Source organism: Vibrio sp. G-C-1 (assembly GCF_021728015.1).
GTDB lineage: Bacteria > Pseudomonadota > Gammaproteobacteria > Enterobacterales > Vibrionaceae > Vibrio > Vibrio splendidus.
Window position 1 is genome coordinate 28,645 of record NZ_JAKKCR010000014.1, and the last position, 20,230, is coordinate 48,874.

General features: G+C 43.3%; 16 protein-coding genes. 9 read left to right on the forward strand and 7 right to left on the reverse strand.

Features of this window, described 5'->3' with window-relative positions; translation table 11 throughout:
* Positions 1-271: 271 nt before the first annotated feature.
* The 4 genes from yfbV (at position 272) to L3V36_RS18760 (ending at position 5,755) form a co-directional block, all read left to right on the forward strand.
* Positions 272-724, forward strand: coding sequence for a terminus macrodomain insulation protein YfbV (yfbV, locus tag L3V36_RS18745; RefSeq protein WP_017084030.1), 453 nt, complete (start codon positions 272-274; stop codon positions 722-724).
* A gap of 349 nt (positions 725-1,073) precedes the next feature.
* Positions 1,074-2,039, forward strand: coding sequence for an ABC transporter substrate-binding protein (locus L3V36_RS18750; RefSeq protein ID WP_208775257.1), 966 nt, complete (start codon positions 1,074-1,076; stop codon positions 2,037-2,039).
* A 190-nt stretch (positions 2,040-2,229) separates the two neighbouring features.
* Positions 2,230-4,098 (forward strand): maltodextrin glucosidase, encoded by a 1,869-nt coding sequence (gene malZ / locus L3V36_RS18755; RefSeq protein ID WP_208775258.1) that lies wholly within the window; start codon positions 2,230-2,232, stop codon positions 4,096-4,098.
* A gap of 190 nt (positions 4,099-4,288) precedes the next feature.
* Positions 4,289-5,755, forward strand: a complete 1,467-nt coding sequence (locus L3V36_RS18760) for a GGDEF domain-containing protein (protein WP_208775260.1) — start codon at positions 4,289-4,291, stop codon at positions 5,753-5,755.
* Positions 5,756-5,796: 41 nt separating this feature from the next.
* On the opposite strand, the gene dusC is transcribed toward L3V36_RS18760, so the two are convergent.
* Both dusC and L3V36_RS18770 read right to left on the reverse strand, forming a co-directional pair.
* On the reverse strand, positions 5,797-6,753 hold the full coding sequence (dusC, locus tag L3V36_RS18765; protein ID WP_017084026.1) for a tRNA dihydrouridine(16) synthase DusC: 957 nt from the start codon (positions 6,751-6,753) through the stop codon (positions 5,797-5,799).
* A 71-nt stretch (positions 6,754-6,824) separates the two neighbouring features.
* Positions 6,825-7,379 (reverse strand): type II secretion system protein, encoded by a 555-nt coding sequence (locus tag L3V36_RS18770; RefSeq protein ID WP_102481761.1) that lies wholly within the window; start codon positions 7,377-7,379, stop codon positions 6,825-6,827.
* Positions 7,380-7,590: 211 nt separating this feature from the next.
* On the opposite strand from L3V36_RS18770, the gene L3V36_RS18775 reads away from it, so the two are divergent.
* Positions 7,591-8,211 (forward strand): YecA family protein, encoded by a 621-nt coding sequence (locus L3V36_RS18775; RefSeq protein ID WP_208775261.1) that lies wholly within the window; start codon positions 7,591-7,593, stop codon positions 8,209-8,211.
* Positions 8,212-8,333: 122 nt separating this feature from the next.
* Here L3V36_RS18775 and dsbB read toward each other — a convergent pair whose 3' ends face one another.
* The gene (dsbB, locus tag L3V36_RS18780) at positions 8,334-8,858 is read right to left on the reverse strand and encodes a disulfide bond formation protein DsbB (protein WP_237296704.1); all 525 of its coding nucleotides are present in this window, start codon (positions 8,856-8,858) and stop codon (positions 8,334-8,336) included.
* 131 nt (positions 8,859-8,989) lie between these two features.
* Positions 8,990-10,582, reverse strand: coding sequence for a Na(+)/H(+) antiporter NhaB (gene nhaB, locus L3V36_RS18785; RefSeq protein WP_108149842.1), 1,593 nt, complete (start codon positions 10,580-10,582; stop codon positions 8,990-8,992).
* A 639-nt stretch (positions 10,583-11,221) separates the two neighbouring features.
* Here nhaB and fadR point away from each other — a divergent pair.
* Positions 11,222-12,061: a fatty acid metabolism transcriptional regulator FadR gene (gene fadR, locus L3V36_RS18790; protein ID WP_017084025.1), complete on the forward strand. Its 840-nt coding sequence runs from the start codon at positions 11,222-11,224 to the stop codon at positions 12,059-12,061.
* Positions 12,062-12,203: 142 nt separating this feature from the next.
* On the opposite strand, the gene L3V36_RS18795 is transcribed toward fadR, so the two are convergent.
* Positions 12,204-12,683 (reverse strand): DUF1456 family protein, encoded by a 480-nt coding sequence (locus L3V36_RS18795; RefSeq protein ID WP_004734005.1) that lies wholly within the window; start codon positions 12,681-12,683, stop codon positions 12,204-12,206.
* 221 nt (positions 12,684-12,904) lie between these two features.
* Entirely contained in the window at positions 12,905-14,965 is a 2,061-nt protein-coding gene (gene metG / locus L3V36_RS18800; protein WP_208775267.1) for a methionine--tRNA ligase, read from the reverse strand.
* Positions 14,966-15,123: 158 nt separating this feature from the next.
* On the opposite strand from metG, the gene apbC reads away from it, so the two are divergent.
* The 3 genes from apbC to L3V36_RS18815 all read left to right on the forward strand — a co-directional run bounded on the left by apbC (position 15,124) and on the right by L3V36_RS18815 (position 19,333).
* Positions 15,124-16,200, forward strand: coding sequence for an iron-sulfur cluster carrier protein ApbC (gene apbC, locus L3V36_RS18805; protein ID WP_017078118.1), 1,077 nt, complete (start codon positions 15,124-15,126; stop codon positions 16,198-16,200).
* Positions 16,201-16,458: 258 nt separating this feature from the next.
* Positions 16,459-17,100, forward strand: coding sequence for a uridine kinase (udk, locus tag L3V36_RS18810; protein ID WP_004734002.1), 642 nt, complete (start codon positions 16,459-16,461; stop codon positions 17,098-17,100).
* Positions 17,101-17,206: 106 nt separating this feature from the next.
* A complete protein-coding gene (locus tag L3V36_RS18815) occupies positions 17,207-19,333 on the forward strand; it encodes an AsmA family protein (RefSeq protein WP_208775269.1) in 2,127 nt (708 codons plus the stop codon).
* Positions 19,334-19,568: 235 nt separating this feature from the next.
* On the opposite strand, the gene cobO is transcribed toward L3V36_RS18815, so the two are convergent.
* Positions 19,569-20,174 carry a cob(I)yrinic acid a,c-diamide adenosyltransferase gene (gene cobO, locus L3V36_RS18820; protein WP_029224603.1) on the reverse strand — a complete coding sequence of 202 codons (606 nt, stop codon included), beginning with the start codon at positions 20,172-20,174 and terminating at the stop codon, positions 19,569-19,571.
* Positions 20,175-20,230 lie beyond the last annotated feature (56 nt).

Here is a 20,230-nt window from a genome sequence, read left to right on the forward strand (position 1 = left end):
CATAGGCTTGCGTACTAACCTTGGTCAAAAAAACGTTAATTTCCGTATTAAAGTGAAAGCGCACTTTTTCAGAAAAAGAGGCTTTTGCATTCCTTGCAGAAGTCGTCCCAAAGTTGCTTAAATTGTAAATAAGGGCAACAATGAGATTGAGGTCTGCAAATAATAGCGATATTGTGCAAATATAACAAAAAAATTTGAAAGAATATTATTTTTCGTCAAATTTTTGTGTTTTTAGTTGATGATTTCAACTTTTTTTTAATGGGAGACTCATATGAGTAATAGAGTTGGTTTAGCGAGCAGTTTAAAAGATGGCCAAAAGTACATGGATCTCTGGCCTGTTCGAAAAGAGTTAAACGCTATCTTCCCTGAACAGCGCATCATTAAAGCCACGCGTTTTGGTGTGAAAGTGATGCCAGCGATAGCTGCTATTAGTATTTTGACACAAATGGTCTTCAACAATTATCATGCGATGCCGCAAGCTGTGGTTATGGCGTTGTTTGCGATTAGCTTGCCACTTCAAGGCATGTGGTGGTTAGGTAACCGTTCGAACACTCAATTACCGCCAGCATTGGTTTCTTGGTATCGAGAGTTGCACGAGAAGATCAGCGAAACAGGTTTTGCATTGGAACCAATGAAACCACGCCCTCGTTACAAAGAGTTGGCGATCATTTTGAATCGCGCATTTCGTCAGCTAGACAAATCTTCAATGGAACGTTGGTTCTAGCAGGTCGTCTCATCTCTCCCTCTAGTCTGAGAACAGTCATACATCATCGATAACTCGTTCTCAGATTTGCTCCTCTCTTCTAATCGCTTCACTTGCCTTTTATTCGCTTAGCCTCCCTTGATCCACATAGCCTTGCCTTTATTTGCTGTGCTTATCTTGTATTCATTGAGTTTCTTACCTTTTAAATTAAACAAACCCGCTTATCCCCGCATAATTCGAACCTTGTTGTATTTTTGTTAAATATCACTTCAAGTTATCAATGGTTACTGGTAATAATGTCAATAGTGATTTTTGATGTTGTTCTCTTCGAGCGAGTAATAACGAGTAGAGCTTGATTTAGGGAGCGATAATGAGTTCTGTAAGAAAGGTATTGGCAGCAGTTTTAAGCTGTCTGTTGTTGCTATGGACTGGCAATGTAATGGCGAACGTCGCCAAAGTGTCGGTTTCACAAGTTGTCGACCATCCAGATCTGAATGCGACGCGTCTAGGGCTTCTTGAAGGGTTAAGAGCCAAAGGTTACGAACCGGGAAAAAATTTAGAATTCTCCTATGAAATGGCTGATGGTAACCCCGCTCAGGCAGCAAAAATTGCCAGAGAGCTCGTCAGCGAAAACCCTCATGTCTTAGTTGGCATCGCGACACCGACTTCGCAAGCTTTGGTTTCTGCGACTCGCTCAATACCGATTGTATTTACCGCGGTTACTGACCCTATCGGTGCAAGGCTTGTTAAACAATTGGATAAACCGGGACGAAATGTCACGGGCCTTTCTGACTTATCACCTATTTCCCAGCACGTATCTCTTATTAAAGAATTACTCCCTAATGCGGATTCAATCGGGGTGGTTTATAACCCCGCCGAGGCAAATGCTGTCGCGTTAGTTGGGCTATTAAAGAAGTCGGCACGAGATTTTGGTTTTACTCTGCACACTGAAAAAGCGCTAACCATCGATGATGTAGAATCAAAAACCGAATCCATTGCTAAGAAGTCTGATGTTATTTACGCATTGACAGATAACACTGTTGCAAGTGGTATCGAAGGGCTTATAGAAGCTGCGAACCGGGCTGGAACGCCAGTGGTTGCCGGAGCGACGTCTTATGTGGGTAAGGGGGCGATAGCTGGCTTAGGTCTAGACTACTATGATGTTGGGGTGCAAACCGCCGATTATGTGGCTGCTATTCTGAACGGACAAAAACCGGGGAAGCTGAGTGTTAAAACTGCAAAGAGTTCGCAACTGGTTGTGAATTTGGATGCTGCTCGTGAGCTTGGTGTCACATTGCCTCAGTCTGTGATTGATCGTGCGATAGTTAGCCGTTGATGGAGTAATTGAAAATTGGACCTCCTCTTGAAAAATGGTCGATTCATTTGATCATTTTGAGAGAAATCGACTTACTGTAAACAAAGTGGATCTACAAAGCGTGATCTACTTTGACTGATGTTATTTTTCTCGTTGTGGTCAAAGAAATTTTTCATATCTTAAGCAAATTAAATATTGCTCGAGAACCGCTATGAATCCTTTTATCTTTCATGCTCAAACCTCCGATTACTTCCACGAAAAAGAGGGTGTGCTAACCGTAACATTAGTGTCTGAACGCACTGACTGGAATAAGGTACAGCTGAGGCATGAGCCAGATAATGAAGAGTATTTACTCGACATGGTGCAAGTTGGTACTGAAGGGCGGTTGACGCTGTGGCAAGCCTCTTTCCCTGCGAATACAAACAGAAACGTTACTCACTATGCGTTCAAGCTTGTCGATTCAAAAGGACAGTATTGGCTTGATGCTAAGGGCGTCCATAGCCGCGTCGCGAGTCGTGAGTTTCACTTTAAGTTTAATACCCAACATCGCCCACCATCATGGGTGTCGGAGCAGGTATTTTATCAAATCTTCCCTGAGCGATTTTGCAACGGAAATCCGAGTATCAGTGTCAAAGCGGGCGAGTATCGCTTAAAAGAAGATACCTTAGATGTCGTAGTGAAAGAATGGGGCGAGCCTGTCGAAGGGCACAATGGAACGGGCGCCGCAGAGTTCTTTGGTGGTGACCTAGCGGGTATTCATAGCAAGTTAGATTACCTGCAAGATCTAGGCATCACCGCGTTGTATCTCAACCCCATTTTTCAGTCACCGAGCAACCATAAATACGACACAACCGATTACTACAATGTCGACGCCCATTTCGGGACCAATGATGAGTTCTCTGCACTTTCAAAAGACATTCACACGCGTGATATGAGAATCGTTCTGGATGCGGTATTTAATCACACTTCGGTTGAGCACCCTTGGTTTGATAAACTGAAAGCCACTGACTCCGGTGCATATGACAACCCAGGTTCGGCATTTCATGACTATTATTTTTTCGACCCTGAAAACACTCAGCAATATGTTAGTTGGAAAAATATTAGCTCACTTCCAGTCTTAAACTTCTCCAATGTTTCTGTGCGAGAACATATATACCAGTCACAAGACTCTGTGATTAAGCACTGGTTAAAAGCACCTTATAACATCGATGGCTGGCGCTTCGATGTGATTCATATGTTAGGTGAAGGGGAGGGAGCCTATAACAACGCACATTATGTGAAAGCATTCCGTGACTCAGCAAAAGCAGAGAACCCCGAAGCCTACATCTTGGGAGAGCACTTCTTCGAGGCTACATCATGGTTACAGGGAGAGCAAGAAGACGGATCGATGAACTATTATGGATTTGCTCACCCAGTTCGTGCGCTATTGGCAAAGCAAGACATCGCGTACGAGCCGATTGATATTGATATGTTGGCTTTTTCTGATTGGTTAGCTGAAGCGAGAGCTAAAGTTCCTTGGTTGAATCAATTATCGCAGCTAAATCAACTGGACAGTCATGATACGGCTCGACTGCTAACGCTTCTAAATGGTGACCAAGCTAAGCAAAAATTGGCGCTGACGTTACTGTTTACCTATGTTGGAACTCCATGTTTGTATTATGGGACAGAAGTGGGCTTGGAAGGTGGTCAAGACCCAGACAATCGCAGATGCTTCCCGTGGGATAAAGAAGATACTTCGCACTGGTTCCCTTTCCATCAAGCGTTGATAAAATTAAGAACAGAACGCCACAGCTTACAAAGTGGTGCTTACCTAGAGTTATATTGTGATGCAGAGACGTTAGTGTTTACTCGTTGCCTTAGGGGTGAAAAGACACTGGTTGTGCTCAATCTATCTCAAGATGAAAAAGTGTTGTCTTTACCTGTGTGGATGCTTGGGCAAGAACAAGGGAAGTTGATTGAATTACAAGATGAGTTGGTTGACTTACAAGGTAAAGTGAAGGGCGAGCCAATTGTTAATGGTGTCGTTGATCTTGTGGTCACCGCGATGGAAGCTAAGATTTATGACGTGGTAAATCGTTGAATTTTAAACTGACTAAGACAGTATCCGCTAACCCTGCTCAATGCAGGGTTAGTTTTTTAAAGGAGTCGATTGTTCAATGATACGGCCTGATTCATATCAACTTACACTCTTTTACCTCGAGGAAAATGTCCATTAATGTAATAATATTAATGGAGTAAATGAAAACAGCTGATCGCTAAGAGCACATTATATGAAAGTAAACAGGCACTTTAGCCTTACCTTTGTCTTCGGGTTTCCCGCAGTGATCGCCGCGATGCTACTTGGCCTAATAGGAAAGAACCACTTTGACGCGGTAGAAAAAGACATCAGCAGCGAATTCAACCGTATTGAAGACGTGTTCAAAGGAACTACTAAAGTTGTCACCGCCTTAGACTACAGCTTCTCAAATTACTACAAATCTGCTAATCCTCTTTTCCTCGACCACAACAAGCAAGTGGTTGATGGTCTTTGCCGTATTTGGCCTATCGATAGCCTGCTTCTTGCCGATGGTAAAACTACCGACATTCCTTCCGTTGATATTGATTATATGCTGGTCGGTGAAGAATCTTTGTGTACAGAAACCAGCGGTACCTATAAAAGTGCTTCCGAGAAAATAGCTCTAGCACCTATTCTTTCATTTCTCTCTCAACTTGATGAATTCCACAATGGTGTGCATTTTATTGATAAACGCGGATACGTTATTTCGTCACCGGAAGATTTTGCTAAAGAGTTAGGAAAGGAATTACTTTCGACCATCAAAAGCCGTCCATATTGGCAAAGAACCGCTAACAACCCAGATCTACTGACTTTATCTGGCCCTGCATATCGGTTTGACTCCCTTGATCGAATTATTAGTATGACGATTCCCGTGTTCCATCAAGGAGTGCACCAAGGGATGCTCTCAGTAGATATTGATGCTGACAGGTTACTCGCGAGCTCTAATGAGCACCTAGCGGGTCGGATCGATATTATTGATACGACTTTAGCTAGCCCGATTGATACGGCCACGTTCTATCACGAGATTAAGCTAGAAGGGGTCGCGTCTCATCATGCGATGTACTACGAGTTGGATCTTGCTAGCGAAGTGGAGCACTTTTTCGTTTATGAAAAAGACAGCCTAATCGTCGCTATTATCGTGTACCTGTTCTCGGTTACGATTTTCTTTTATGTTAACTCCAATATTGAACGTGGTTACTTCAAAGAACTAGCAGCTAAAGACCCAATGACCGGGTTATTGAATCGACGAGGCTTAGAAGCGTTCTGGCGCAGCGTAGAGCACGATCAACTGTTTGCCTTAACGGTATTTGATATAGACGATTTTAAGTCAATTAACGATACTCATGGTCACGATAAAGGTGATGATGTGATTCGTTATATGTCACGTCAAATTAGTAACAGTGTTCGAAGTAGTGATGTGGCAGCACGGTTTGGCGGAGAAGAGTTTGTCGTTTATATGAAAGGCGATGATCGTGAGATGCTGATAAGGACATTAGAACGTGTAAAAAATGCGGTCTGCGCGAACTCGGCCGACATTGTACCTAATGGATTTACGGTATCTGGCGGTGTTTGTATTGTTGAAACAGAGCAAAACAAGCTTAACTTTGAAGAGATATTTAAATACGCCGATGAAAAACTGTACGTGGCTAAGACGACGGGTAAAGACCAGATCGTATTTTAGCCACGCTATGAAGTTCAATATCGCGATAGGGGGGAACTAACTCAAACGGGTTGGTGGTATTCTTCTTGATAACGTTGAAGGCGCTCTACAATGGGTGGCGCTTTTTTGAAAGTACGAATTTCTTTAAACAGTTCGTTCGCTTCAGGGTAGCCTTTACTTAAATAGACAAACCATTGTTTCACTCTATTGGGGTAGTACATGCCTTTATCCCCTTTAATTTGAAACTCGGAATAGCGGAGTAAAAGTGCGATTACTTTGTCCCATGGCATTTTCTGGTGGTTGTGCTTAACAACGTTGCCAAGATTGGGAATATTAAAAGCGCCGCGGCAGACCATCAATGAATCAACACCTGTGGCTTCTATGCAATCTTGACCATCTTGGTAGTTCCAGATTTCCCCATTAGCAATCAACGGCAGAGAGGTTTTCTCTCTTATTTGATTGATGTAATCCCATTTGATTTCACTGGCTTTATAGCCGCCAACTTTGGTTCTTGCATGCACAGTGAGTTCGTCAGCTTTTGCTTGCTCGATAGCGTCGACAATTTCAAAGCACTCTTCCGGGTGCTCCCAACCCAATCGGATTTTTGCGGACACGGGAATGTGCGCAGGGACTGCTTCTCGACAGGCGTTCACCACTTGATAGATGAGCTCTGGCTCTTTTAGCAGTGAAGCCCCACCATTACTTTTGTTTACCGCTTTTGCTGGGCACCCAAAATTAAGATCAATGCCTTTAGCGCCTAAGTTTGCCGCTTGAAAAGCATTTTCGGCCATCCAGTTCGGGTGTTGCCCTAGAAGTTGCAGATGGATTGGCACACCAGCCATGGTTTGAGAGCCTTGATGCAGCTCTGGGCAAATACGGTGGAACACATGCGGAGGAAGAAGTTGATCAACGACGCGCACAAACTCTGTCACACAGAGATCGTAATCATTGATCTCTGTAAGAATCTCACGCATTAGGTGGTCTAGTACGCCCTCCATAGGGCCAAGTATTACTCGCATGCTGCTTTACCGAAACTAAGTGAACCGAAAAATTCGAGGCGTGATTGTACGGTTTGTTAGTTAGATTGTCACTAAGGAGCGGTGTTCGCCATTTCTCGGGTTACTCTCACTTCTCCGGTAATCGGTGAATAATAGAGAATGGGTAAACGTTCAGAAGTTGTAAAGCTCGGAGTGTAGTAGTAATAGCACTCGGGTGTTCCTGTATACCAACTAACAATCGCTTCATCAGAAGGAAGGATAAAGCCAGTGTCATATTGAGAACGAGCGACTAAATCAGAATCAATTAAAGAGTTCCAAAGTGCCACACATTGGTCACCTTCTACTTGCGGATCTCCTGTAGGCGGTTGTTCTCTAACCGAAATTGGAAAACCAGTTTCCGACGGATATACATCTCCTTCACCATAATTCACCACTTGATCAAAAGCAGGCTCACCATCGACAAGCCATTGCGAGTGGTACATATCGATGCTGTTTCTAAATGCTGAAAACGCACCTTGCGCTAACGCTTCATGAGCGTCTCGCTGAACACCAAGAAAACGAGGCGCCGCGGTTACCGCTAATACACCTAAAATAACGATCACCACGATAAGCTCGAGTAATGTAAAACCTTGGGACCTTGATTTCATGATGAATACGCCTATATGTAACTGAATGTTTCAGTGGGCTTTTTACACCCAATATTCTGATTATCAAAGCGAAATAAGTAAAATGTCGACGACATTTGAATAGCAATGGTTTGCGTATGGTTACTGGCGGGAAAACAGAGGAAAGTGGTTGGCGACATCTTGGGGAGTATGGCGTTATAATATCGAAAATGCCCCAATATTCAGAGCTTTCATGACATATCAATTATTAAGCCTACCGGAATCAATCACTGACATTACTCCACAGTTCATTGAAGGTTCAATCCTTGCTTCCAACTTAGCGACCAAACCACTCGATCCAGAAGAATGGTTAGCTATCGTTGCACCTGAAACAGGTAAAGAGCTTGTAACAATCGTGACGGAACAGATTAATCGCCAGCACAACCTGATTCAGCGTAGTGAATACTTACTGACAGACGTACTTGTTGATGGTGACTTTAACGAACAATTCGCGGATTTCGCTGAAGGCTTCATGATGGTTTGGCCAACAGTGGAAAAGCAGTGGCAAAGTGTAACTGTCGCGGATGGTACTCTGCGTATGCTGCAAGCACTCCTAACAACCTTGATGCTTGGGATTGATGAAGAACAAACTCAGCAACAAATGGTTGCGGCCGGGCTCGAAAATCCACCAGCGCTTGCCGATTTAATCGATCAGATAGATCTGATGATTTCAGAGGTTGCAATGGCGGCTGATGAGGCGATGCTGGGTAATAAGTCACAGAGTGTGAACCCATTTAAAGATATCGGTCGAAACGACCCTTGCCCATGTGAAAGCGGCAAAAAGTTTAAACACTGCTGTGGCAAAAACAGTTAATCACGGCTTGTTGAGTAACTCAGCTTGAGTGATAGACTTTCTTTAAGTGATAAAAAGCTTAAGCGATAAAAAAGTCGACCTTGTGGTCGACTTTTTGTTGTTCTAATTTAGATGATCTAGTGTTAATCGTTTTTCGATTTTACAAATTGAGATATAACCACAAAACCGAAAGCAACCAAGTTACCCGCAAAGATAATCACTAGCCATTGAGGCATTGAAAGCTCTAAGAACTGCCATACCACCTTGCTACAGTCACCGTAAGCTTCAAACATCCACGGAGCCCATTGGTTTAAAGGTGCCCAGCTAGGGAAAGTAACGAATAAATCACAGGTTGCGAAAGGAGACGGATTAAACTGGTAATCGACGTGCTCTAAAGCCAACGTCAAACCTTTGTAGGCGCCAAATCCCCAACCAGCAAGGCCTAACCAACGTGATATCGGGTTATTCGGAGCAATAGCACCAATCATTGCAGCGACACCGATAGCAAGCATAGCAACGCGCTCATAGATGCACATCACACAAGGGCCAAGCATCATCACGTGTTGAAAGAAGAGAGCGCATGCCTCAAAAAAGACAATAAAAGCCAGCAGTAAAAGCCAAGATAAACGTCCCTTAGAGAAGTCTTTGAGCATTGCAAGAAAGTTCACGAATTTAATCCCGTCTATAAAATAAAAAAGCTCTGAATACTCAGAGCTTTTTATCTTGGATAAGTTTCCTAATCAACTAATATTTTTGATTAGTTAGATACACTTATTGTGTTTCGCAACACAAAATCGGATTAGTGACCACCAGAGATAACTGGAGCGACAACCTCACCAGTACGCTGAATGATCCAACCTGCATCGTAGAACCAAGCAGTCATCGGCTCAACAAAGAACACGATACCAGCAAGGCCAACAAGAGCCAGTACGATAGTATATGGCAAAGCCATGATAACCATGCGGCCGTAAGACAGTCTAATTAACGGGGCAAGTGCCGATGTTAATAAGAATAGGAATGCAGCTTGACCGTTTGGCGTAGCAACAGAAGGTAGGTTAGTACCTGTGTTGATAGCAACAGCAAGTAGGTCAAATTGGTCACGAGTGATGATGCCTTCAACCAGTGCAGTTTTCACTTCGTTGATGTAAACCGTACCTACGAACACGTTATCTGACACCATCGATAAGATACCGTTGGCCACATAGAATAGTGCGAGCTGTGCGCCTTTATCTTCAACGTGAAGTACTGCATCGATCACTGGCTTAAACAGTCCCTGGTCAATGATTACAGCAACGACAGCGAAAAAGACAGCAAGAAGTGCAGTAAATGGTAGCGCTTCTTCAAAGGCTTTACCCATTGAGTGCTCTTCAATTACACCAGTAAACGCCGTTGCTAAGATGATAACTGAAAGGCCAATCAAACCGACTTCAGCGACGTGAAGCGCAAGGCCTACGATAAGCCAAACTGCGATTGCACTTTGAACCCATAGTTTTGCTACGTCTTGTTTTGTACGGTTTGCGCGTTCTTTGTTGTCAAATTCAACTAAGATTTGGCGAACGTTATTTGGCAGTTTTGCACCGTAGCCAAATACTTTAAATTTCTCTACAAGTGCACAAGTGATAATGCCGCAGATGAATACAGGCAATGTTACTGGCAACATACGGATGATAAATTCACCGAATTCCCAGCCGGCTTGCTTAGCAATCACTAAGTTTTGCGGTTCGCCTACCATGGTCATTACACCACCGAGTGCAGTACCCACACCAGCGTGCATAAGTAGTGAACGTAGGAAAGCACGGTAGTTTTCTAAATCGTCACGTGTAAGCTCAGAGATCTCTTCATCGTGAGTATGATCGTGTGCTGACGTTGTGCCCTTACCTGATGCGACCTTGTGGTAGATAGAGTAGAAGCCAACTGCAACGCTGATTACAACGGCGATTACCGTTAGTGCGTCTAGGAATGCTGATAAGAAAGCAGCAGCGATACAGAAAGCGACAGAGAGTAGGACTTTGGATTGAATGCCAAGCAGGATCTTCGTGAAAATGAACAAAAGCAGTTCTTTCATGAAATAGATGCCAGCAACCATGAATACTAATAAGAGTAAAACTGGAAGGTTTGCTTGTAGCTCATGATAAACCATTTCGGGTTTGGTCATGCCAATGGCGACCGCTTGAATTGCCAATAAACCACCCGGTTGAAGAGGGTAGCATTTTAGAGCCATAGCTAGAGTGAAAATAAACTCAACCACTAATAGCCAGCCCGCAACAAATGGGTCAACTAGGAAGAAAACAAACGGGTTGATGATTAAAAAGGAAATGATGGCAAGTTTATACCAATCAGGAGCCTTACCAAGGAAGTTCTTGATAAAAGCGTTTCCGAGAGACATCGGCATGTTAATACTCTTTTATGTTGATTATGAATAGATAAGCAATACAACATTTGAGAATCGAGCTATAGAGGTTGTTAAAAACTATAACTAACAGTGACTTAGAAAAACTACATTCCATGTAATGTTCTGTGGTCTTGCCAAGTCACTCCCTTAGAAACTCAAGCACTGCTAATTTTTGAGCGCAACTCTACTCTTAGATAACATTTAGTCAACAGGAAAACCCCTGTAGCCCTAAAAATACCTCTTTTTTGTTGAGAAACGCGATCAAAGTAGCGCAAGCATACCACTTAAAATGTGATAAAAACCGACTAGAATCAATATTTCAGCGAAATGATTGAAATTAACAGAATAACGACGGTTTATATATGATTATTACAACTTAATATTGCAAATTAATAACTTTGAAATTATGACCAATCTCATTGATTTTAAAGAAAATTTGTTGTGTTAATGGTTTGTTGAAATGGTGGTTTATCGTTGCTTGCTTTTCAAACCTAGGGTGCAAACGTGTGCTGAACTTTAGAGTTTTAACTCTACTGGTGTTTTGGGTGAGTAAAATTTTTGAGGGTGTTTCCGCTGGGTGTGAACTAGTGGTATGATGAGTAAATTAGAACAGAATAATTAAATTGGATTGAAGTGTAGATGGTCATTAAGGCTAAAAGCCCGGCAGGATTTGCAGAAAAGTATATCATTGAAAGTATTTGGAATGGCCGTTTCGCTCCAGGTTCTATCTTGCCCGCAGAGCGTGAGCTTTCTGAGCTGATTGGTGTTACACGTACTACGCTTCGTGAAGTACTTCAGCGTCTTGCTCGTGATGGTTGGTTGACAATCCAACACGGTAAGCCAACTAAAGTTAACCAGTTTATGGAAACGTCAGGTCTTCATATTCTTGATACATTAATGACGTTGGATGTTGATAACGCAAGCAAAATGGTAGAAGACTTACTTGCTGCACGCACCAATATCAGCCCTATTTTTATGCGCTATGCATTTAAAGCAAATAAAGAAGCTTCTGAGCGTACGATTACTAACGTGATTGAATCTTGTGAAGCTTTACTTGCGGCACCGACATGGGATGAATTCTTAGAGTCTTCCCCGTACGCTGACAAGATCAAACAATCAGTGAAAGAAGACGCAGAAAAAGATGAAACGAAGCGTCAAACGATCTTAGTTGCTAAAACTTTTAACTTCTACGATTACATGCTTTTCCAACGTTTAGCATTCCATTCAGGTAACCAAATTTATGGTCTGATCTTCAACGGTGTTCGTAAATTGTACGACCGTGTTGGCAGCTACTACTTCTCTAACCCAGAAGCTCGTCGTTTAGCCATGGAGTTCTACAAAGACTTGTTTGTTATTTGTGAAAGTGGTGAGCGTGAAAACTTACCACTTGTGATTCGTAACTACGGTATCGCAAGCGCACAGATTTGGAACGAGATGAAAACAACGTTACCAACAAACTTTACTGAAGACGACAGCTAGGTCTTTTCATTAAAGTCTTGTTAGGTTGGTTTACTTATTAAGTAAACGACGTAAAGAAAACGAAAAAGCGGCGAGATAATCAAATTATCTCGCCGCTTTTTATTTATCGATAGTTGGTGAAAACTTATCAATAGGCAGTAACTTACCCTGCAAACTCTTCTGAGTCTGGACGGTTAGTAAATTGCACACCATTTAGAAAATCGCAAAGTAGTTGGTCTTCACATACTTTGTAGTTCTTGTTCTCTGGTTTACGGAAGTAGGCACCAATTTCGTACTTACTTAGGCTGATGCCTACCACTTCTAATATATCTAATACATCTTCTGCTTTCATGTTCAACGCAATACGCAGCTTCATGAAAATCATGTTGTTAGTCAGAGCAACTTCAGGTTTAGGCTGAACACCCTCTTTTTTGCCACGCTTAAGGTTGATAAAACCATTTAGGAATACCGCTAACTCTTTATCTTTCATCGTAGAGCATGACTTGTCGTTGTCGTCTTTTAGCCAGTTGATCACTTGGTCATGAGCAACGGTCACATCAGCTTGCTCGATAGCTTTAATGATCTGTGCATTTTTAAGGTTTAGCGCGTGTTGAATACGACGCAAGATTTCGTTGTTAGTCACTGGGGATTCCTAAAAAGGGTTTGGAGAGTAAAGAGGTGTTGGTTAGCCCGTTATCGTCGACAAACCAATTTCTACTCTACATAGCATAGTTGACGGCGACTCTAACAGAGAACGCTTATTTTCGGTAGGTATAAAAAATCCCCAATGCTTATTAACTCATTCAAGTTAAAAGTGCATTAGGGATTTCGCTATGAGTGCTTGTTATCTGACTGAAACCAGAATTACATTACACGCATACCTGGTTGAGCACCTTCGTGTGGTTCAAGGATCCACAAGTCACTGCCACCAGGGCCAGCAGCTAGGATCATGCCTTCAGACATACCAAACTTCATCTTACGAGGTTTAAGGTTTGCTACCATTACCGTTAGCTTGCCTTCTAGCTCTTCAGGTTTGTACGCTGACTTGATACCAGAGAATACTTGGCGAGTCTCACCACCGATGTCCAATTGGAATTTCAGTAGTTTGTTCGCTTTTGGTACTTCTTCACAAGAGATGATACGAGCAATACGCATATCGACTGCTGCAAAGGCATCGAACTCAATCTCGTCTGCGATTGGCTCTTTGTCTAGCTCAGTTTGGCTTGCTTGCTCTTTTTCAGCTTCTGCTTTTTCTTTCGCAGCTGCTTCTGCGGCTGCATCTTCTTTAGAAGACTCGATCATTGCTTCCACTTTCTTCGGATCAATACGGCTAAACAGCGCTTTGAACTTAGTGATTTCGTGATCAGTTAGCGGTGTAGCAATCGCTTCCCACGTTAGCTCTTCGTTTAGGAAAGCCTCAGTGCGCGCCGCAAGCTCTGGCATAACTGGTTTCAGGTAAGCCATTAGCACGCGGAATAGGTTAATACCGACAGAAGAAACTTCTTGAAGCTCTTTCTCTTTGCCTTCTTCTTTCGCAAGAACCCAAGGTGCTTTTTCGTCAATGTACTGATTAGCTTTATCTGCTAGTGCAGTAATTTCACGGATAGCGCGGCTGAACTCACGAGTTTCGTATAGCTGACCGATACGCTCAGCAGCAGCAACGAATTCGTTGTATAGCTCAGGTTCTGCAAATTCAGCAGCAAGTTTGCCTTCAAAACGTTTCGTGATGAAGCCAGCGTTACGAGACGCTAGGTTAACAATCTTGTTTACGACGTCAGCGTTTACACGTTGAGTGAAGTCTTCAAGGTTAAGGTCAAGGTCATCAATACGGCTGTTTAGTTTCGCAGCGTAGTAGTAGCGTAGACACTCAGGGTCTAGGTGGTTTAAGTACGTGCTTGCTTTGATGAATGTGCCTTTCGACTTAGACATCTTCGCACCGTTCACCGTTACGTAGCCGTGTACGAATACGTTGTTTGGCTTACGGAAACCAGCGCCTTCTAGCATTGCAGGCCAGAATAGGCTGTGGAAGTAAACGATGTCTTTACCGATGAAGTGGTAAAGCTCAGTTGTACTGTCTTTCTTCCAGTATTCGTCAAAGTTTAGATCGTCACGCTTGTCACATAGGTTCTTGAAAGAAGCCATGTAGCCAACAGGTGCATCTAGCCATACGTAGAAGAACTTGTCTTTTTCGCCTGGGATTTCGAAGCCGAAGTAAGGCGCATCACGTGAGATATCCCACTGTTGCAGACCAGACTCGAACCATTCCTGCATTTTGTTTGCAGTTTCATTCTGTAGAGAGCCAGAACGAGTCCACTCTTTAAGCATGCTTTCGAACTGAGGTAGGTCGAAGAAGAAGTGCTCAGAATCTTTCATTACTGGAGTTGCGCCAGAAACCGCTGATTTAGGGTTAATTAGCTCAGTTGGGCTGTATGTCTCACCACAGTTATCACAGTTATCACCATACTGGTCTTCTGACTTACACTTAGGGCAAGTACCTTTTACGAAGCGGTCTGGTAGGAACATCTCTTTCTCAGGATCGAAAAGCTGAGAAATAGTACGGCTAGAAATGAAGCCGTTCTTTTTAAGTTCTAGATAGATGTGAGAAGCCAGTTCGCGGTTTTCTTCGCTATGTGTGCTGTGGTAGTTATCAAAGCTGATATCAAAGCCAGCGAAGTCTTTTTGGTGCTCTTCACTAACAGCAGCGATCATCTCTTCTGGCGTGATACCCATCTGTTGAGCTTTAAGCATAATTGGCGTGCCGTGAGCATCGTCAGCACAGATGAAGTTTACAGTGTTGCCACGTAGACGCTGGTATCGAACCCAGATATCAGCTTGGATATGCTCAAGCATATGGCCAAGGTGAATAGAGCCGTTAGCGTACGGAAGCGCACAAGTTACCAAAAGTTGTCTTGGATCAGTTGCCATACTTAATAATTCGCTTTTTTGATAGGTATAAATTTTGAGAGGTAATACTACTTTATAACGTGTGATACGCCAAGGTATCAGACAAAGGATTCCCCTAGTTTTTTAGGGGTTCAGTCTTCATCCCGTGGGTGATAGCATAAATAAAAAAAGGAGCCCCAATGCGTAACTTTACTTCTAAGCAAGATTTCTGTTCATGGTTGAATGAGTTCGAGTCACCAATCCTCATCCCAGAGTGGGCGCTACACCAAAATATTGTATCGGTTGATCCGCGTGGGTCATTTGTCATTACCTTGCCTTTTGCAGCTAATCAGCTCGCGGTTGAACTGGAACAGTGGATTCACTCCCAGATTGAACAACAGCTTGTCAGCACTTTTCAGTTTGAAGTAAAAGTGAAGCCGTCTGCGCTAGAAACTACAGTCGCAACACCATTGAAAGGCGTTAAGAACATTATCGCCGTGACGTCAGCAAAGGGTGGGGTGGGTAAATCGACAACTTCAGTAAACCTTGCGCTTGCGTTATCTAAGTCAGGTTCAAAAGTGGGCTTGTTGGATGCGGATATCTATGGTCCATCTGTGCCTATGATGCTTGGTCAGCTAGACGCAAAACCAGAAGTACAGAATAACAAATGGATGATGCCAATCGAGGCGCATGGCATTTTTACTCATTCTATTGGCTATCTTGTGTCGAAAGATGATGCTGCAATCTGGCGTGGCCCAATGGCAGCGAAGGCTTTAGGTCAGCTTGTTAACGAAACCGTATGGCCAGAGTTGGATTATCTTGTTATCGACATGCCACCGGGCACAGGTGATATTCAGCTAACGTTGTCGCAACAGATCCCAGTAACGGGCGCGGTAGTCGTGACGACTCCTCAAGACTTGGCTTTAGCCGATGCACGTAAAGGTGTGGCGATGTTCGATAAAGTGAGCGTGCCAGTTGCAGGCCTAGTGGAAAATATGAGCTACCATATTTGTAGTCATTGTGGCGAAAAAGAGCATATCTTCGGTGCTGGTGGTGCAGAAGCCATGTCGGAAGAGTTCTTCCTCGATATTTTGGCGCAAATTCCACTGCATATTGATGTACGAGAAGACATCGACGCGGGTTGCCCAACGGTTATACGTCGCCCGGACAGCGAACACACTCGTCATTACTTAGAATTGGCTGAAAATGTAGCTGCGAAAATGTTCTGGACGGGAAAAGCGAGACCGGAAGCGATCAACTTTTCTATGGTTGATTAGAGTAGATAAGTCTTAAGGCCGTATAAATAATGTTTGGGTGAGATAAATAGCTTTTGTATTTGGCTAAAGAGCCGTTGGGTTTGTGCAAATAGTTGTACGCCAGTTATTCTAAAGCAAACGATTGTATTCATTTAATGTATAGATAACATCAATTTGACTGCAATTAGCTAGAATGGCGACTAGAATCTATGTTGTTTAGCCCCTATAATCAGGCGGTTTATCTCTTCCCACCACCAAACCATATCGGGTGCAAAATTAATGTCTGATAATAATCAATGTGTCATCGTAGGTATCGCTGGCGCTTCAGCATCAGGAAAAAGTCTGATTGCTAGTACAATTTATAATGAGTTGCGCGAGAAAGTAGGCGACCATCAAATTGGTGTTATCACGGAAGATTGCTACTACAGCGACCAAAGCCACTTGAGTATGGAAGAGCGTGTTAAAACTAACTACGATCACCCAAATGCACTGGATCATGATCTATTATGTGAACACCTACAGCAGCTAATGAGTGGCAATGCGGTAGAAGTTCCTGAATACAGCTACACAGAACACACACGTACTTCTGAAACGACTACACTTACACCTAAGAAAGTGATCATTTTAGAAGGTATTCTGCTTCTAACAGACCCGCGTCTTCGTAAACTAATGCACGCAAGCGTGTTTATGGATACACCGTTAGACATCTGTCTACTACGCCGTGTTAAGCGTGATGTAGAAGAACGTGGTCGTACAATGGACACGGTACTTAAGCAATATCAAGAAACAGTACGTCCAATGTTCATGCAGTTTATCGAGCCTTCAAAACAACATGCCGACATTATCGTTCCTCGTGGTGGTAAAAACCGTATTGCGATTGACGTGCTAAAAGCGCACATTGCGAAGTTGTTGAAGTCTTAATCGAATAAAAATTTGCCTAAGTGACTCACTTAGCTTTATTTTTTACCGAATCAGTGGCACTTTTATAGTGCCACTTTCTTTTGGAATCTAAGCAAGGAATATGCGGATGAAGAAACTACTCATTTTCATAGCTGTACCAGTATTTGTTGTCGTTGCAGCAATTCTGGCACTAGTGCTGTTAGTGAACCCTAACCAATTTAAGCCATTAATTGTCGAACAAGCCCAAAAACACACAGGCCTAGAGCTCGTGATCGAGGGCGATATCAGCTGGCAATTCTTCCCATCTATTGGCTTCGAACTTGGTCAAACTGAATTACGTAACCCTGAAGGGTTCACCCAACCAAACCTGTTTAAGGTTGATACCGTTGGCGTTGATGTTTCGGTTACCCCGTTATTTAGCAACCAACTAGAGATTGGTAACATTACTCTAGACGGTGCAGAATTCTATTTAGAAACGCTTAAAGATGGTCGTAAGAATATCGACGCGCTAACGCAAGCATCAGCTCCTCAAGAGTCTGAGCCTGTAGCCGACGCAAGTTCTGAATCAACACCTGCGCCTCAAGAGCAAAGTGCTACAGACGCATCTGGTTGGACGATCAACCTTGCAGGCGTCACTGTTTCAAATGCATTGTTTGAGATGGACGACAAGCAAGCAGGTTCATTCACTAAGCTATACGATGTGTCTTTGAACCTTTCTGAGTTTGCCGTTGATACATGGACAACCGCGACGTTTGCGGCTTCTGGTGAAAACAACCAACAGAAGTTCTCTGCAAACGGCAGTGCAGAATTCAAATTAGCGGAAGGCTTCGCAAGTTACGCACTGCGTAATATTGACCTAAACGCTAAGTTCAATGATCCAGCAACGTCGATTGAGTCAGCAAAGATTGGTTTGAATACGTTTGAGTTCGATAAGGTAAACCAACTGACTTACGCTGTAATCGGCAATGCGGCTGGCCTTGACCTTGATCTTAAAGGTGGCGGTGAACTTACGGTTGATAGCGCGATTTCAAAAGTAACGCTGAATAAGCTAACGTTAGATTCAACATTCAAAGGTGACACGCTTCCTCAGTCTCCAATGAAAGTCGACATGCTGTCTGATTTAAGCTTCGATCTTAATAAGAGCCACCTGAGCTTTGTGTTAGAGAAGCTACAAGCTAACGCTATTGCTTTAGACGGTAAAGCAGACGTAACCCTATCTGAAATACCAAAGGTTCGTTTTTCTCTTCATAGCCCGAACATTGATTTAGATGAATTCTTAGGTTTAGGCAACTCAACAGAAACTGCGAGCACTGCTCCTTCTGGTTCTGCTGGTGGCTCAACGTCAAACTCTGGTAGTTCAGCTCCTGCTAAAGAAGTCGAACCTGATCTGTCGGCTCTGAAAACGCTAGACGTGAAAGGTGACATCACGATTGATAAGTTCAAGGCGAACAACGCGAAGATGCAGAACGTTAAAACGGCATTTTCGGTTAATCGTGGTATTGCAGAGCTAACCTCATTCACCTCGAATCTTTACCAAGGTTCTATTTCTGCGACCGCTAAGCTAGACGCTCGTAAAACACCAGCGACTTACACGGCTAAGAAGAAAATTAGAGGTGTGAAGGTTCAACCGTTACTGGTTGATGTAGCGAACAACGATATGCTGGAAGGTACGGGTAATATCGATGTTAACGTTAAAGGTAAGAGCCTGACGCCAACAGGAATCAAGAAGAACCTAGTCGGTACTATCGTGATTAACTTTGAAGATGGTGCTGTTAATGGCATCAACGTTGCTCAACTGATTCGAGAAAACTACGCTAAGATCAAAGGCGAAAAAGTTGAAAGCACAAATGAAGCTCAAAAAACGGACTTCAGTGCAATGAAAGCGACACTGAAAGTTGATAAGGGTTGGGTTTCAACGAACGACTTATCGGCACAGTCACCACTGCTACGCGTGACAGGTCAAGGTAAAGCAAACTTCATCAATGAAACGGTCGACTTCCTTGTTCGTACATCGATTGTTGGTTCGCTTGAAGGTCAGGGCGGTAAGAACATTGATGACCTGAAAGATGTGACCATCCCAATTAAGGTGACAGGCCAATGGGCTGACCCGAAATTTGCGCTTGTTTTTGATGATGTGTTGAAGCAAAAAGCACAAAAAGAGATCGACCGTGGTGTGAATAAGCTAACGGATAAGATCAAAGACGAGAAGACCAAAGAAGCGGTTGACGGTTTGTTGAAAGGTTTCTTTAACTAATATTTGCCTAACTCGTATATAAAAGAAGCGCCACTCTTGTTGCAGGAGTGGCGCTTTTGTTTAGGTGCTGATTATTATCCGGGCTTAGTAAGCAAAGAGATTACCTTTGACACTCGTTCCTCGTTCAAGGGAATGACGATAGGCAGTCGTGCTTTGTTCAAGGACGTGACAGTCTAGTGGTCGTCATCCTCGAGAGGGAAGAATGACCGAGTCGGGGATCTCTAGTTGAATGCGATTACCAGTCAACGCCTTGAAGCGCTTTCACACCCGATTCGAAAGCGTGTTTCACGTTACGAACTTCAGATACCGTATCCGCCATCTCTGTAAGAGTACGGTGCGCGCCACGGCCAGTAATGATTACTGACTGCATTTTAGGACGGTTATTCAGAGCTTCTACCACTTCATCCAGTTCGATATAGCCATAGCTCACCATATAAGTCAGCTCATCAAACAGAATTACGTCAATCGACTCATCGGCTAGCATGCGCTGACATTCTTTCCAGATACGTTGTGCGGCTTCAATATCTTTTGTTTTGTCTTGGGTTTCCCAAGTGAAGCCGGTTCCCATGACTTGGAATTCCACATCCAGTTTTTGAAGAACGTTCTTTTCGCCGTTATCCCAAGTCCCTTTAACAAATTGTGCAACGGCACATTTCTTACCATGACCAACGGCACGTGTAATGGTACCAAAACCGGATGTTGATTTTCCTTTACCGTTACCAGTAATAACCAACAATAAGCCTTTCACTTCTTGTGCTGCAGCCACTCGCGCATCAACTTGTTCTTTTACTTTCTGTTGTCTTGCTTTATGGCGTTGTTCTTTGTTGTCTTCGGTCGACATAACAAATCCTTTTAAGTTGTGATTGCGCCTATCATAGCCTAACTTAACGATAGCAA